Origin of the sequence: Paraburkholderia bannensis NBRC 103871 (assembly GCF_000685015.1) — a bacterium.
GTDB classification, from domain to species: domain Bacteria; phylum Pseudomonadota; class Gammaproteobacteria; order Burkholderiales; family Burkholderiaceae; genus Paraburkholderia; species Paraburkholderia bannensis.
Genome location: NZ_BAYA01000014.1, coordinates 244099 through 258097, shown reverse-complemented (window position 1 = coordinate 258097; position 13999 = coordinate 244099). Strand labels below are relative to the sequence as shown.

The window sequence follows — 13999 nt, the reverse complement described above, 5'->3', positions numbered from 1 at the left end:
CGCCGCCTTGATTACGAGCGCGCCGAGGTCGGGCGCCGCCACCTTCGCCAGCGAGCCGCCGAACTTACCCACCGCCGTGCGTGCGGCCGAAACGATCACAATGTCAGTCATTTTCCATTCCTCCGGGCTGCGCGAAATCGCGAGAGATGCTTGCCCGTCAATGTTAAAAACCCAAACCCTGCTACACCTTTTTTAATGCGTTCGTACGCGCTTGCGCCGTCACTCGCGCTGCTGCACGTAGCGACCCGGCGCGGGCTCGATTTCGGGGAATTCCGCCGAACCGGCCTGGGCGCGCGGTTTGACCTTCTTGCCGCCGAACTGGTCGAGCCATTCGGCCCACACCGGCCACCAGCTGCCCGGTTTTTCCTCGGCTGCATCGAACCAGTCGTCGGCTTCGTCGGGCAGATGCTTGGCCTCAGTGTCGAAGATCCAGTGGCTGCGCTTGTTCTTCGAAGCCGGATTGATCACGCCGGCGATGTGGCCCGACGCGCCCAGCACGAACTTCAACGGCCCGGACAGCAGCGGCACCGACGCGTAAGCCGTGCGCCACGGCACGATATGGTCTTCGCGTGAACCGTAGAGGAAGGTCGGCACGTCGATCCGTGAAAGATCGACTTCTTCGCCGCACACCGTCAGTGCGCCCGGCTCGCGCAGCTTGTTTTCCAGATACGTATTGCGCAGATACCACGCATACATCGGGCCCGGCAGGCTCGTCGAATCGCTGTTCCAGTAGAGCAGGTCGAATGCGGCGGGCGTGCGGCCCTTGAGGTAGTTGTCGACGACGTAGTTCCAGACCAGATCGTTCGGGCGCAGGAACGAGAACGTGTTGGCGAACTCCATGCCGCGCATCAGGCCCGGCGTGCCGCCGTTCTTGCCGCCGATGCTTTGCTCGCGCATCTGCACGTGGGCTTCGTCGACGAACACGTCGAGCACGCCCGTATCGGAAAAGTCGAGCATTGCCGTGAGCAGCGTCATCGACGAAGCCGGATGCTCGCCGCGCGCCGCCGCGACGGCCAGCGCCGTGGCCAGCAGCGTGCCGCCCACGCAGAAGCCGAGCGTGTTGATCTGCTCGCGCCCGCTGATGCTGCGCGTCGTGTCGATGGCGCGCAGCACGCCGTCTTCGATGTAGTCGTCCCAGGTCTTGTCGGCAATCGACGCATCGCCGTTGTGCCAGGACACAAGGAACACCTGCTGCCCCTGCTCCAGCGCGTACGCGACGAGCGAGTTTTCGGGCTGCAGGTCGAGGATGTAGTACTTGTTGATGCAGGGCGGCACGATCAGCAGCGGCCGCTCGCGCACGGTGGCCGTGCGCGGCTTGTACTGGATCAACTGGAACAGCTCGTTCTCGAACACGACCGCGCCTTCCGTGGTCGCCAGATTGCGGCCCACGACAAAGCGCGACTCATCGGTCTGCGAAATCTTGCCCCGCGTCATGTCGCCGAGCAGGTTCATCACGCCCTGGCGCAGGCTTTCGCCGTGGCTTTCGAGCAGGGCGTTCTGTGCGTCGGGGTTCAGTGCGAGGAAGTTGCTGGGCGAGGCGGCCGCCGTCCATTGCTGCACGGCGAAACGGATGCGTTCGCGCGTTTTCGCATCGGTGTCGATGGCATCGACCATCTCGTGCAGATAGCGCGCGTTCAACAGATACCAGGCCGCCGTAAAGGCATAGGCCGGCGTGGCTTTCCACGCATCCGAGTTGAAACGGCGATCCTTGAGTTCGGGCGATTTGGGCTGGGCGGCCGAGGCTTCGCGCAGCAGTTCCATCGCGTCGCGCGAGTATTCGGCCTGGAGATGTTGAAGCTTTGAAGGTTCGATGGACGCCGAAGGCAGTTTGAACCCTTCGAAAGCGCCGCCGAGTTGACCGAGGTTGCCAAGGCCACCGAATTGACCAAGCGCCGATTGCATCGCAGCGGGATTCATCGCTGCACCGAAGGCGGCCTGCGCGGCCTGGGCGGGATTGACCGCGCCGTTCATGGCTTCGGCGACGCCGGGCCATAACGTGCCGGGCTGCCCCATCGCCCCCCACTGCTGCGCGCCGGTTTGCTGCGCGGCGTTCATGGCGTTGCGCCAGGCCTGTGTCCAGGCGTCGAGCATTTGCTGCATGCCGGCGGCGTCCGGCGTGAAATTCGGAATGAAAGACTGCGCACCGTCGGTTGAAGCGCCCGTACCCGGGTTAGTCGTGGAACGTTGAGATGCCGTCATGCCTGCTTTTGACCGATGTGTCCCGGAAGACTGGTTGAGAGGCAGGTGGAACGCTCAAGGCGCGCCACTGTCATGCGCCCGGTGCGTCCTGTCCCGTAGGTGAAGGACATTCTTGCTCCCCACTGCAAAGCGTGTCAATGCTTGTGCCCGATTTTGCCGCACTGCGATATTTTTTTTATTATCGTTTTCCCGATGCACGCAAAGGTGCTCGCAGGCCAGGCACGTGAGGGATCGCCACGGCCAGGAAAAACCTCCGTGCGCGCAAGTGCTTGCAGTGCAATGACGAATGCGCCGAACCGATTCGCGGCGCATGAAAAGCCGTGCCTTGCAGCCGACTGTGCGGCGCAGCAAAAACACGTCAAATGTCAGACGTGAGGGGGTGTGCTCCGCAGCGAAACGGCTGCGGAGTTCCACTCAGGAAGAGATCAGGACTCTATCCAGATGAGCGCGGCCATACGTCCCGTTACGGGCTCGCGACGATACGAATAAAAGCGCTCGCGATCAGTGTAAGTGCACATTCCACCGCCACTCACACGCGTAATGCCAAGTTCGCCAAGACGCAGACGCGCGAGCGCGCCAAGATCGGCGAAATACTTGCCCGGTGCTTCGGCGCGCGGCGCAAAGGCCGCGTCCGTGGCCGCGGTGGCCCCGGTGGCCCCGGTGGCCCGTTGTGCCCCGTCGACAGCCGCCGCGTGAGTCATGAACGCGTCACGCACGTCTGCCCCGACCTCAAAGGCCGTCGGGCCGATCGCCGGGCCGAGATACGCGTGAAGGTCATCCATCGCGCAGCCCGCGAGCGCCGCCACGCGCTGCGCCGTCTTTTCGATGACGCCCGCGGCCAGGCCGCGCCAGCCCGCATGGGCCGCGCCGACCGCGCGGCCGGCTCCGTCGCACAGCAGCACCGGCATGCAGTCGGCGACCATCACCGTGCAGGCGATACCAGGACGGTTCGTCACGCTTGCGTCGGCTTCGAGCGGCGCGCCGGCGCGGGCGGCATCGAGCGCCTCGGCGGCATCGACGACGATGGGGCCGTGAACCTGCTTGAGCCAGGCCGCGGGCACGCCCGCGTAGGCCAGCAGACGCGTGCGGTTGGCCTCGACATGCTCAAGATCGTCACCGGACGCGCGTCCGAGGTTCATCCCGCACGGCAGATCCACGCCCTCGCCCTGCCCCGCGCCGTCCTGCCAGCGGCCGAACGGCGGCAAGCTCACGCCGCCGTTGCGCGTCGTCACGATCGCACGCACGCGCGGCGCGACTTCCCAGTCGGGGTGAAGCAGATCGGCGGAAGTCAGCTCCGGGCAGGTCGTCATGCGCGCTTGTCCTCGTCGTGGTCTTCGTGGTCTTCGTCGTCGTGATCGTCGCCCTCGTCGCCTTCGTCGTCCGCGTAATCCTCTTCGTTACTGCCGATTACGTAACCTTCGTCGGTGTAGGCGCTGTCGAACATCTCGTCGAACGCGTAGTCGTCCTCGTTCTCCTCGCTGCCGAAGCCGAGCGCTTCGATCAGCGCGTCCATGTCGTCCGGGACTTCGGCACGCCACTGCATCGCGCGGCCCGTCACCGGATGGATCAGGCCAAGGCGCCACGCATGCAGCGCCTGACGCGCGAAATCGCCGGGCAAGGCCTGCACCGAACGCTTGCCGCGCGCGTGGCCATAGACCGGATCGCCCAGCAACGGATGGCGGATATGCGCGCAATGCACGCGGATCTGGTGCGTACGGCCGGTTTCGAGGTCGCAGTGAATCGCGCTGATCGGCTGGTTGTGCCAGATCGTCTTGTCGATGCGGCGGTAATGCGTGCGCGCCGGTTTGCCCGATGCGCCGCTCACCACCGCCATGCGCACGCGATCGCGCGGATCGCGGCCGATTGGCGCGTCGATCGTGCCTTCGTCGGGCATGTTGCCCCACACCAGCGCGAGATAGCGGCGCTTCACCGTGCGCGCCTGCAACTGGCGCACGAGATCGGTCTGCGCTTCGAGCGTACGTGCGACCACCATCAGTCCCGACGTTTCCTTGTCGAGACGGTGCACGATGCCCGCGCGCGGCAGACCGGCGGCGGCCTCGCCGTAGCGGTGCAGCAGACCGTTGAGGATCGTGCCGCTCCAGTTGCCGGCCGCCGGGTGAACGACCATACCGGCGGGCTTGTTGATGACGAGGATCGCGTCGTCTTCATAGACGATGTCAAGCGGCACGGGCTCAGGCGTGAACGCCAGTTGCTCGGGCAGCAGATCGGGCACGAGTTCGATCACGGCGCCCAGCGGCACCGGCTGGCGCACCTTGGCCGGTTTGCCGTCCACATGGACGCGCTGGGCCTCGATCCAGCCTTGCAGCCGGTTACGGGAAAATTCGGGAAAGACCCTGGCGAGCACCTTGTCGAGACGCTCTCCGGCAAGCTCGTCGGGCACTTCGGCGCGCCGCGCCGGCTGTTCTTCGCGTGCGACGCGCGTGCGCGGCGCACCGCCCGTGATAGGTACGGAAATGTCTTCGACGAGGTCATCGTCAAGCGGCTCATCGGCTGCTGCGGCATTGGGCACATCGCCCAGGCTATAATCGCTGATGCTGTTTTGGGCGCCGGGAGCGCCGGCCCCCGGAATAACTGAACGGGTCATTGAGTCTGGGTCACCTGTGGACCTGAAGCTGGACTGGGATAAATGCGAGCCTTGAACACGAACACGAAACTGGCCAAAAATGCAGCGGCCCGAAACGCACTGCGCGCAAAGCACATGCAAACGCTCGGCAAGATGGGCAACGTCTTTCGCATTGCCGCCTGCGGCGCCGCGCTCACCGTAGTGGCTGCCTGCCACGGCCTGCCGGAAAAAACCGACGAAACGGCAACGTGGAATAACAACAAATTATATACGGAGGCTCAGGACGCGCTCTCCGGCGGCGATTGGGGCAAGTGCGCGAAATACTTCGAGCAGCTTGAAGGCCGCGATCCGTTCGGCCATTTCGCACAACAGGCGCAGATCAACGTCGCCTACTGCGACTGGAAGGACAACGAGAACGACGCCGCCGACCAGGCGATCAACCGCTTCATCCAGCTGCACCCGGATCATCCGGACATCGCCTACGCGTACTACCTCAAGGGCATGATCCACTTCAACGACGATCTGGGTCTGTTCGGCCGCTTCTCGGGCCAGGACATGAGCGAGCGCGATCCGAAGTCGCTGCGCGAGTCCTATGACGCGTTCAAGGTCGTGGTCGACAAGTCGCCGCAGAGCAAGTACGCGCCGGACGCCGCGCAGCGTATGCGTTACATCGTCAATGCGCTGGCTTCGCACGAAGTGCACGCCGCCGACTACTACTATCGTCGCGGCGCCTACGTGGCGGCCATCAACCGCGCGCAGCTCGCGATCACGGAATACAAGAGCGCACCGGCGATTGAAGACGCGCTGCACATCATGATCCTGTCATACCAGAAGCTGGATCAGCCGCAGCTCGCCGACGACACGCGTCGCGTGCTGGCCGCCACCTTCCCGGACAGCCCGTACATCACGGGTCACGCACGCCCGGGCAAGGAACAGAAGTCCTGGTGGCAGATCTGGTAATCAGAACGCGTCACGCGCACTAAAGCAAAAACGCCACGGAGTTTTCTCCGTGGCGTTTTTTTGCGCCGCCGTCAGTCACGCTGCGGCGGCGAGTCTCGTTGCGCCTGGTTTCGCCTAGTCGCGCTCGAACAACGCGATCGACTCGACGTGCGACGTGTGCGGGAACATGTTGACCACGCCCGCGCCCTTGAGGCGATAACCGGCCTCGTTCACGAGCACGCCAGCGTCGCGCGCGAGCGTGCCGGGGCTACACGACACATAGACGATGCGTTTGGGCAGCGGGCCGTTGCCGCTCTGTGCGATCTCGGCCAGCGCCTGCGACACGGCCAGCGCGCCTTCGCGCGGCGGATCGATCAGGTACTTGTCGAAATGGCCGAGCGCACGGATGTCGTCCGCCGTGACTTCAAACAGGTTACGGCACGCGAACGAAGTATGGCCGTCCACGCCGTTGGCGCGCGCGTTTTCGAGCGCACGCGTCGTCAGCTGCTCGCTGCCCTCGATGCCCACCACTTCACGCGCAAGACGCGCGAGCGGCAGCGTGAAGTTGCCGATGCCGCAAAACAGATCGAGAACGCGGTCGCCCTGTTCCGGCGCGAGCAGGCGCAGCGCGCGACCCACGAGCACGCGGTTGATCTGATGATTGACCTGGGTGAAGTCGGTCGGCTTGAACGGCATGCGGATGTCGTATTCCGGCAGCGTGTAGTCGAGCGGCTTGTCGAGCGGATAGAACGGGAACACCGTTTCCGGGCCCTTCGGCTGGAGCCAGAACTGCACGTTGTGCTCGTCGGCGAACGCGCGCAGCAGGTCTTCGTCGGCGGCGGTCAGCGGCTCCAGGATGCGCAGCACCAGCGCCGTGACGCTCGCGCCGACAGCCAGTTCGATCTGCGGCATGCGATCGCTGATCGACAGTGCGCCGACCAGGTGGCGCAGCGGCACCAGCATCGCCGAAACATGCTGCGGCAGCACTTCGCAGCTCGTCATGTCGGCCACATAGCTGCTCTTGCGCTCGTGGAAGCCCACCAGCACGCCGCCCTTCTTCGGCACGTTGCGCACGGTCAGGCGCGCGCGATAGCGGTAGCCCCACGACGGGCCGTGAATCGGCCGGAACATCGTTTCCGAACGCACCTTCGACAGATGCTTGAGATTGTCTTCGAGCACGCGCTGCTTGACGGCGATCTGGGCGCGCACGTCCAGGTGCTGCATCGAACAGCCGCCGCATTTGCCGAAAAACGCACACTGCGGCTTCGTACGGATCGCGCTTTCGCGCAGCACGCTGACGACTTCAGCCTGCTCAAAAGTCGGCTTCTTGCGGTAGCTCAAATAAGTGACACGTTCGCCAGGCAATGCGCCCTCGACGAAGATCACCTTGCCCGGCTCGCCCGTTTCGGTGACAGTACGGCCAACGCCGCGCGCCTCCATGTCGAGGGACTCGATTTCAAGAATCGGGGCATTAGCAACCGAAGCCTCCACGGCGGCGCGCTTCTCGGAGCGGCGCTCGCGCTTGCTGCGCTTCTTCGAGGGCGTAGGCAAAGGCATAGCGGACTCGGCGTGGACGGTTGCGGTACGGCCGGGCTCGGCACGGCCAGTATCGGCACGGCCTGTTCCGGCTTGAGGGTCGGGGGCAGCTTGGGACACCAGCGGATTCCTGACAGACAGTGGGGGTGGATTTTTTAGGCGAAGGCGAGATTGTAGTCGATTCAGCGCACGGCTCCTCACGCGACCTTCGGGCGGTTGCAACTGAGAGCGTCTCATTTGCGCCACCTCTCTTTCAGAAAAATCTGATCTACTCTGACGACGTCCGACAGTACGATGATTCTCGCGACGTGCCCGATGAGGCCGCCGACAAGGACCCGACATCATGGACACGCTTTTTTCCGCTACTGGTTTTGTGATCGCGCTCGGCGCTCTGTGCGTTGCAGTCGTCTTTCTCGCGCCGTTGATCGAAGCGTTGCCGCGCAACCGCGCCGCCCGGCGCCAGTCGTATATCGTCGCCGCCGCGCTGATCGGCAGCCCGATATTGATGATCGGACTTCTTTACCTCGCCGTACGCCTGATTTTCGATTGAGCGGCGCAACGCGCGATTGACCCGCTGCACGACACACCAACGCTTCGGATTCCCTGGCAGCACGCATTTTGGGAGCTGTCCGATTGGCGGCGTCGAGCTACGCGCGTACAGGTAAGCCCTTCATCACGATTCCGAGAAACAGCATGAACAAAGTGGTTTGCGCCACGCTCCTCGCCGCTACCGTCAGCCTGAGCGCCTGTCTATCCGCCCCGCTTCCCGCCCCCGAGGTAACCATGGCCAAGGTCACGCGCGGCATGTCGCAAAACGACGTCATCGCACGCGTCGGGCCGCCCGACCGCGTGCGCGGCGAAAACGGCAACGAGTGCTACCAGTATGCGCTCGGCAAATACGGCGACGTGCCATTCGCGGTGTACTTCCGGCAGCAGGCCGTGGTGGCGAGCGAGCGCGGCTCCTGTAATCTTGCAGTGACACGCGCCGCAGCGGGCCCTGGCATCGCCTATCAGGCTTCGGACTACGCGGTGACGCGCCGCTGACGGCTGCGCGGCGCGGACATCGACCGTGCGCGGCGAGGCGTCACCTGGGGTGCACTGTCATGAAACTCGTGAGCTGGAATGTTCAATGGGGCCGCGACGCCGATGGTGTCGTGGATCTCGCCCGCACTGTGCGCGAAGCGCAGCGCCTCGCCGATTTCGATGTGCTCTGCCTCCAGGAAATCACGCGCGGATTCCATGCGTTGCCGGGCGGCCCCGGCGACGATCAGTTCGGTGAACTTGCCGCGCTCCTGCCCGGCTTTACCGTGATCGAAGCGATCGGCGCCGATCTGCAGGGCGATGGGAAGCCGTCGACACGCCGCCAGTTCGGCAATGCAATCGCGACGCGCCTGCCCGTTGCACAAGTCTTCCGCCATCTTTTGCCGTGGCCCGCCGATCCGGGCGCGCCGTCGATGCAGCGCGTGGCGCTTGAAGTGGTCGTCGATGCGCCTGGCGGCGCGCTGCGCGTGCTCGTGACGCATCTGGAGTTTTATTCGGAGCGCCAACGGCTCGCACAGGTCGATGAACTGCGCCGTCTTCAGCAGGAAGCCGCCGCGCATGCGGCACGGCCCGCGCCCGCGGAAAACGACGCAGGCCCGTTCGCGCGCACGTCGCGGCCGGTTAGCGCCATCGTCTGCGGGGATTTCAACTGTGCGTGGGGCAGCGCGGCCTATGCGCGCATGCTCGATCCGCTCGCTGGCAGCCCCGCCTTTATCGACGCCTGGACGGCGCTACATCCCGGCGCGACGCCGCCGCCGACGGCGGGCGTCTATGACACCGCACAATGGGCGGACGGGCCGCTGAGCTGCGATTTTCTGTTCGCGACCGAGGATTTACGCGCACGCCTCACGCACTGCGAAATCGATGGCGCGATGCGGGCGTCGGATCATCAGCCGATCGTGCTTGAGCTCCGCTAGACGCCCCGCGAGGCCGCGCTTACTTCGCGTCGCCAAACGCTTTCAGATATTCGGCCCAATGCGGCGCCGATTCGTTTGCGAGCGTCTGCTTCACGAAGGTGATTTCGTCGTCGTATTCGCGCTCGGTGAAGCCGCCGCGCATCTTCTGGAAGCGGCAATAGAGCAGATACGTGTTCACGACGTCGGTTTCGCAGTAGTTGCGGATTTCCTCGATCTGCCCCTGCTGGAACTGCGTCCAGACCTGGCCGCCGTCCATGCCGAGCTTGCCCGGAAAGCCGCACAGTTTCGCGAGCGCATCGAGCGGCGCACTCGCCCGCGGCTGATACATCGCCAGCAGATCCATCAGATCGGTGTGACGCGAGTGGTAGCGGCTGATGTAGTTGTTCCACTTGAAGTCGCGGTCTTCCTCGCCCAGATCCCAGTAGCGCACTGCACGGATGCCGTGCACGAGCGCGCGATAGTGCAGCACCGGCAGGTCGAAGCCGCCGCCATTCCACGACACGAGCTGCGGCGTGTACTTTTCGATGGTGCGGTAGAACGAGTCGATCAGCTTGGCCTCGCCGTCCTCGGGCGTGCCGAGCGAGCGCACGCGAAAGCCCTGGCCGTCACGGAACACGCACGAAATCGCGGCGACGCGCTGGAGGTGATGCTGAAGGAAATCGCTGCCGGTCTTTTCGCGTCGCGCGGCGAACGCATGTTCGGCCACTTCGGCGTCGCTCATCGACGCAGGCAGATCTTCGAGACGGCGAATGCCGTCGACATCGGGAATGGTCTCGATGTCGAATACGAGTACGGGTACTGTCATTCAGGTGAACGCCGGGTCGGCGTTGAAAAAAAGCGGCCTTGCTACAGCCGCGTTTAGAGAACGGCGTCCTTGCGCACGCCGTTCGAGGCGAAAAAGCGCTTCAGGCGCACCAGCGCTTCCTGCTGGATCTGCCGCACGCGCTCGCGGGTGAGGCCCATTTCGTCGGCCAGCTCTTCGAGCGTGGCGGGCTCGATATGGTTCAGGCCAAAGCGCCGTTCAATGACATGACGATGCTTGTCCGACAGCCGGCCGAGCCACGCGCGCGTGAGCGTTTCCAGCTCGCGATGCTGCACTTCGGCGTCGGGCGACTGGCTTTGATCGTCGGACAGCAGATCGAGCAGGCTGCTCGCCGGGTCGAGATCGAGCGGCGCATCGAGCGAAGCGGTGTGCTCGTTGAGCGCGAGAATGTCGGTGACTTCCTCGGTGGTCTTGCCGGTGAGATACGCGATGTCGTCGATGCTGGCGTCGCGGCGCTCAGAGGCCGCATTGGCGTTCAGCGAATTCTTTTCCAGATGGCGCTTGGCGCGCAGCACCTGGTTGAGTTCGCGGATCACGTGCACCGGCAGGCGCACCGTGCGCGCCTGGTTCATGATCGCGCGCTCGATGCTCTGACGGATCCACCAGGTGGCGTAGGTCGAAAAACGGAAGCCCCGCGTCGGATCGAATTTCTCGATCGCATGCATCAGGCCGAGATTGCCTTCCTCGATCAGGTCGAGCAACGGCACGCCGCGATTCAGGTAGCCCTTGGCGATCGACACGACGAGGCGCAAATTGCGCTCGATCATCACCTGGCGCGCCTCGAATTCGCCGGCCTTGGCCAGACGCGAGTAGCGCTGCTCCTCCTCGACGGTGAGCAGCGGCTTTACGCTGATCCGGTTCAGATAATGCTGGATGGTGTCGGCCGTGAGTTCGGCCTGGAGCATGGAGCGGAAATCGTCCGCGTCGGACGGCGCCTCCGCGGACTCGCCGTTTTCGCGCTCGCCACCCTCTTCCGAGCCGGCGTCGCGCTCCTCGCGCTCGTCCTGGTCGCGCGCGCCGTCGAGATCGTCCTCTTCGACCGGCGCGGCGGCATCCTCCACCGAAACCTGGGCGGCTTGACTGTCAGACTCGGATTGCTGCAGACGGCGCTTCGATTTCGGCATAGTCGGCTCGCTTTATTGCGGCGGCAAGTACTTCAGTGGGTCGACGGGCTTGCCCTGACGGCGTACTTCGAAATGCAGCATCACGCGGTCCGAGTCAGTATTGCCCATTTCGGCGATTTTCTGGCCCTTGGTGACCGCATCTCCCTCTTTTACCATCAAAGCTCGATTGTGAGCGTACGCGGTCAAGAATGTCGCGTCATGCTTGATGATAATGAGATTGCCGTAACCGCGCAGCCCATTTCCGGCATAAACCACACGACCATCGCCCGCGGCCTTCACGGGGTCGCCCGACGCGCCACCAATATTGACACCTTTGTTCCGGGTGTCGTCGAAGCCATTGAGCAGCGGACCGCGCACCGGCCAGGCGAGCGAGATGCTGCCCGCAGGTGCGGCGCTCATGTCGCTGCCGCTGGCTTGCGGCGGCACGCTCGCGGACGGCGCGGGGCCTGCGTTTGCACCAGAACCGATCATCGGCGGCATGGCGGCGCCGGGTTGTGCACCCGGCTGTGCACCCGACGATGCGTAACCTGGCACCGGCGCGGTCACGACGCCCGGCGTGTATGCAGCGGCGTTGCTCGCGCCCGGCGGCACGACGCGCAGCAGCTGATCCACTTCGATCTGGTTCGGATTGGACAGGTTGTTCCACGTCGCGATGTCGCGGTAGTTCTGGCCGTTTTCGAGCGCAATCCTATAGAGAGTATCGCCCGGCTTCACCCGGTAATATCCCGGAGGCGGCGGCCCGAGCGGCACCGGCGGCTGTGCGCCGGCCGTGCCGAGCGCCGACGTGCGGTCGACGACGGGCGCGTTGTCGAGACGCGTCGCGCAGGCCGTCAGCAGACAGAGCGCGATGACCGAAGCACTGCGTTGGGCTGTGGTCAAATCGATATTCAGGCGTTTTCTTTGCATCGCGCGCAACATACTCATCGGTTTCAGATCACTCCGGATTTTAAGGGGACAAAGAAAACGCGATCAAGCCTCGACTCCCGCCACTGCGCCGGGCCCGTGCGCTCCACGAGCGTGAGCACCTGGGTCGCCTCGTCCTGCTCCGCGACCGGCGCCACGAGCCGCCCGCCGATGGCGAGTTGCTCGAGCAGCGCCTGCGGCACGTCGAAGCCGGCGGCTGCAATCACGATCGCGTCGAACGGCGCCGCCGACGGCATGCCGAGCCGTCCGTCGCCATAGTGCAGGCGGATGTTCGGGATGCGCAGCGGCCGCAGGTTCGTCTTTGCGCGCTCGTATAACGGCTTGATGCGTTCAATCGAATACACATCGCGTGCAATCCGGCTCAGCACTGCGGCCTGATAGCCGCAGCCCGTGCCGATTTCAAGCACGCGATCCAGTTCGCGGCCCGCGCCCGCGAGTTCCAGCATGCGGGCGACCACCGAAGGCTTCGAGATGGTCTGGTGATGGCCGATCGGCAACGCCGCATCTTCGTAGGCCTGGGCCGCGAGGCCAGGATCGACGAACATGTGGCGCGGCACCGTCGCGAGCGCCTGAAGCACGCGCGGATCGGTCACGCCGTTCGCACGCAGGCGTTCGACCATGCGTTCGCGAACCCGTTCCGAAGTCAGTGCGAGCGCGCCGTTCAGCGCCACACCGGGCGCACCTGCGCTGGGCGCCACACCGGCACGCGGCGGGACACCGGGACGTGCCTGCGCGCCCCTCCCGTTCGCAGGCAGCGCCTTCGACGCAGCAGGCGAAAACGTTTGGGCGGTGCGACCGGAAAGATCGGCGCGGGGCACTGCGGACTTGCGCGCGGGGGATGCCGCTGTATGCGGCGCACCTGGCGCCTTCGCGGCCTTCACCACGCCCGCGCTTCCCAGCGCAGGCGGTCGCACGCCAGGCACGCTCGACGTTGGAGCATTTGCCGTGCCCTTCTGCACGACCTTCGCACCGGGCTTGGCCGCGAGCGAGCCGCGCGTCTCGCCAGGACGCGCGTCGTCGCGACGACGCGGCTCTCGAACGAGATCCGCGAGGCCGAGCGGAAAACGCCTGGTGCGCTCGCCCGTCATGAAGCGCTGCCGCCCTGGCGCACCCAATCGTGCGTCGCCGGCAACATCTGCGTGTGTGTCAGGTCGAGTTGCAGCGGCGTGATCGACACCTGGCCGTTCGACACCGCGTGGAAGTCCGTACCCTCGCTCGCGTCGCGCGCGCTGCCCGAGGGGCCGATCCAGTAAATCGGCTCGCCGCGCGGGTTGGTCTGGCGGATCACCGGCTGCGAAGGATGGCGCTTGCCCAGACGCGTAACGCGCCACTCGCCCATCTCCTCATACGGCAGGTTCGGAATATTGACGTTCAGCAACGGATTGCCCGGCAGCGGGTTCGCGAGGTAATGCGCGACGATGTCGGCGGCCACGCGCGCAGCGGAGTCGAGATGCACCCAGTCTTTATCGACGAGCGAGAACGCAATGGCCGGCACGCCGAACATGATGCCCTCAGTGGCCGCGGCGACCGTGCCCGAGTAGAGCGTGTCCTCGCCCATGTTCTGGCCGTTGTTGATGCCGGACACCACGAGGTCGGGCCGATGATCGAGCATGCCCGTCAGCGCGATATGCACCGAGTCCGTGGGCGTGCCGTTGACGTAATAGAAGCCGGTGCTCGCCGAGCGCAGCACCGAAAGCGGGCGCGAGAGCGTGAGCGAGTTGGAAGCGGCGCTGCAATTCTGCTCGGGCGCCATCACCGTGATCTCGGCGAGCGGCTTGAGCGCTTCGTAAAGCGCCGCAATGCCGGGCGCGAGATAGCCGTCGTCGTTGCTGAGTAGTATTCGCATCAGCCGATTGTAACCGAGGAAAGAAGGCAGACGAACGACAGGGAGGACACCTCTGCACGGCCGTCG

The 13999-nt window shown here is 64.9% G+C and carries 14 protein-coding genes; 4 read left to right on the top strand and 10 right to left on the bottom strand.

The genetic code is table 11. From position 1 onward, the window contains the following. From BBA01S_RS46930 to BBA01S_RS22305, 4 genes are all read right to left on the bottom strand, one after another. Window positions 1-111, bottom strand: a 111-nt coding sequence (locus tag BBA01S_RS46930) for a thiolase family protein (protein ID WP_156965915.1), incomplete at its 3' end; no start/stop codon positions are given. A 108-nt stretch (window positions 112-219) separates the two neighbouring features. Beyond that, complete coding sequence (phaC, locus tag BBA01S_RS22315) at window positions 220-2199, bottom strand: class I poly(R)-hydroxyalkanoic acid synthase (RefSeq protein ID WP_407668328.1); 1980 nt, start codon at window positions 2197-2199, stop codon at window positions 220-222. A 425-nt stretch (window positions 2200-2624) separates the two neighbouring features. After that, complete coding sequence (pgeF, locus tag BBA01S_RS22310) at window positions 2625-3509, bottom strand: peptidoglycan editing factor PgeF (protein WP_027818396.1); 885 nt, start codon at window positions 3507-3509, stop codon at window positions 2625-2627. Then, window positions 3506-4804: an RluA family pseudouridine synthase gene (locus BBA01S_RS22305; RefSeq protein ID WP_027818395.1), complete on the bottom strand. Its 1299-nt coding sequence runs from the start codon at window positions 4802-4804 to the stop codon at window positions 3506-3508. The genes pgeF and BBA01S_RS22305 overlap by 4 nt, the downstream gene beginning before the upstream one ends. Window positions 4805-4936: 132 nt before the next feature. On the opposite strand from BBA01S_RS22305, the gene BBA01S_RS22300 reads away from it, so the two are divergent. Continuing rightward, the gene (locus BBA01S_RS22300; RefSeq protein ID WP_027818394.1) at window positions 4937-5743 is read left to right on the top strand and encodes an outer membrane protein assembly factor BamD; all 807 of its coding nucleotides are present in this window, start codon (window positions 4937-4939) and stop codon (window positions 5741-5743) included. Between the two features lie 114 nt (window positions 5744-5857). Here the strand turns inward: BBA01S_RS22300 and rlmD are convergent, their stop codons facing one another. Continuing rightward, a complete protein-coding gene (gene rlmD / locus BBA01S_RS22295; RefSeq protein WP_084162435.1) occupies window positions 5858-7279 on the bottom strand; it encodes a 23S rRNA (uracil(1939)-C(5))-methyltransferase RlmD in 1422 nt (473 codons plus the stop codon). Window positions 7280-7601: 322 nt separating this feature from the next. On the opposite strand from rlmD, the gene BBA01S_RS42190 reads away from it, so the two are divergent. From BBA01S_RS42190 to BBA01S_RS22275, 3 genes are all read left to right on the top strand, one after another. After that, the gene (locus BBA01S_RS42190) at window positions 7602-7808 is read left to right on the top strand and encodes a hypothetical protein (RefSeq protein WP_042297670.1); all 207 of its coding nucleotides are present in this window, start codon (window positions 7602-7604) and stop codon (window positions 7806-7808) included. Window positions 7809-7951: 143 nt separating this feature from the next. After that, window positions 7952-8302 (top strand): hypothetical protein, encoded by a 351-nt coding sequence (locus BBA01S_RS22280; RefSeq protein WP_156966030.1) that lies wholly within the window; start codon window positions 7952-7954, stop codon window positions 8300-8302. Between the two features lie 59 nt (window positions 8303-8361). After that, window positions 8362-9216, top strand: coding sequence for an endonuclease/exonuclease/phosphatase family protein (locus BBA01S_RS22275; RefSeq protein WP_027818391.1), 855 nt, complete (start codon window positions 8362-8364; stop codon window positions 9214-9216). Between the two features lie 19 nt (window positions 9217-9235). On the opposite strand, the gene BBA01S_RS22270 is transcribed toward BBA01S_RS22275, so the two are convergent. Genes BBA01S_RS22270 through surE form a run of 5 tightly spaced genes read right to left on the bottom strand, consistent with a single transcriptional unit; the run spans window position 9236 to window position 13933 of the window. Further along, on the bottom strand, window positions 9236-10021 hold the full coding sequence (locus BBA01S_RS22270) for a 3'-5' exonuclease (protein ID WP_027818390.1): 786 nt from the start codon (window positions 10019-10021) through the stop codon (window positions 9236-9238). A gap of 53 nt (window positions 10022-10074) precedes the next feature. Further along, a complete protein-coding gene (gene rpoS / locus BBA01S_RS22265) occupies window positions 10075-11163 on the bottom strand; it encodes an RNA polymerase sigma factor RpoS (protein ID WP_027818389.1) in 1089 nt (362 codons plus the stop codon). A gap of 12 nt (window positions 11164-11175) precedes the next feature. Beyond that, complete coding sequence (locus BBA01S_RS22260; protein WP_027818388.1) at window positions 11176-12087, bottom strand: peptidoglycan DD-metalloendopeptidase family protein; 912 nt, start codon at window positions 12085-12087, stop codon at window positions 11176-11178. Window positions 12088-12092: 5 nt separating this feature from the next. Next, entirely contained in the window at window positions 12093-13175 is a 1083-nt protein-coding gene (locus tag BBA01S_RS22255; protein ID WP_027818387.1) for a protein-L-isoaspartate(D-aspartate) O-methyltransferase, read from the bottom strand. Continuing rightward, complete coding sequence (gene surE, locus BBA01S_RS22250; protein ID WP_027818386.1) at window positions 13172-13933, bottom strand: 5'/3'-nucleotidase SurE; 762 nt, start codon at window positions 13931-13933, stop codon at window positions 13172-13174. The genes BBA01S_RS22255 and surE overlap by 4 nt, the downstream gene beginning before the upstream one ends. Between the last annotated feature and the right edge of the window lie 66 nt (window positions 13934-13999).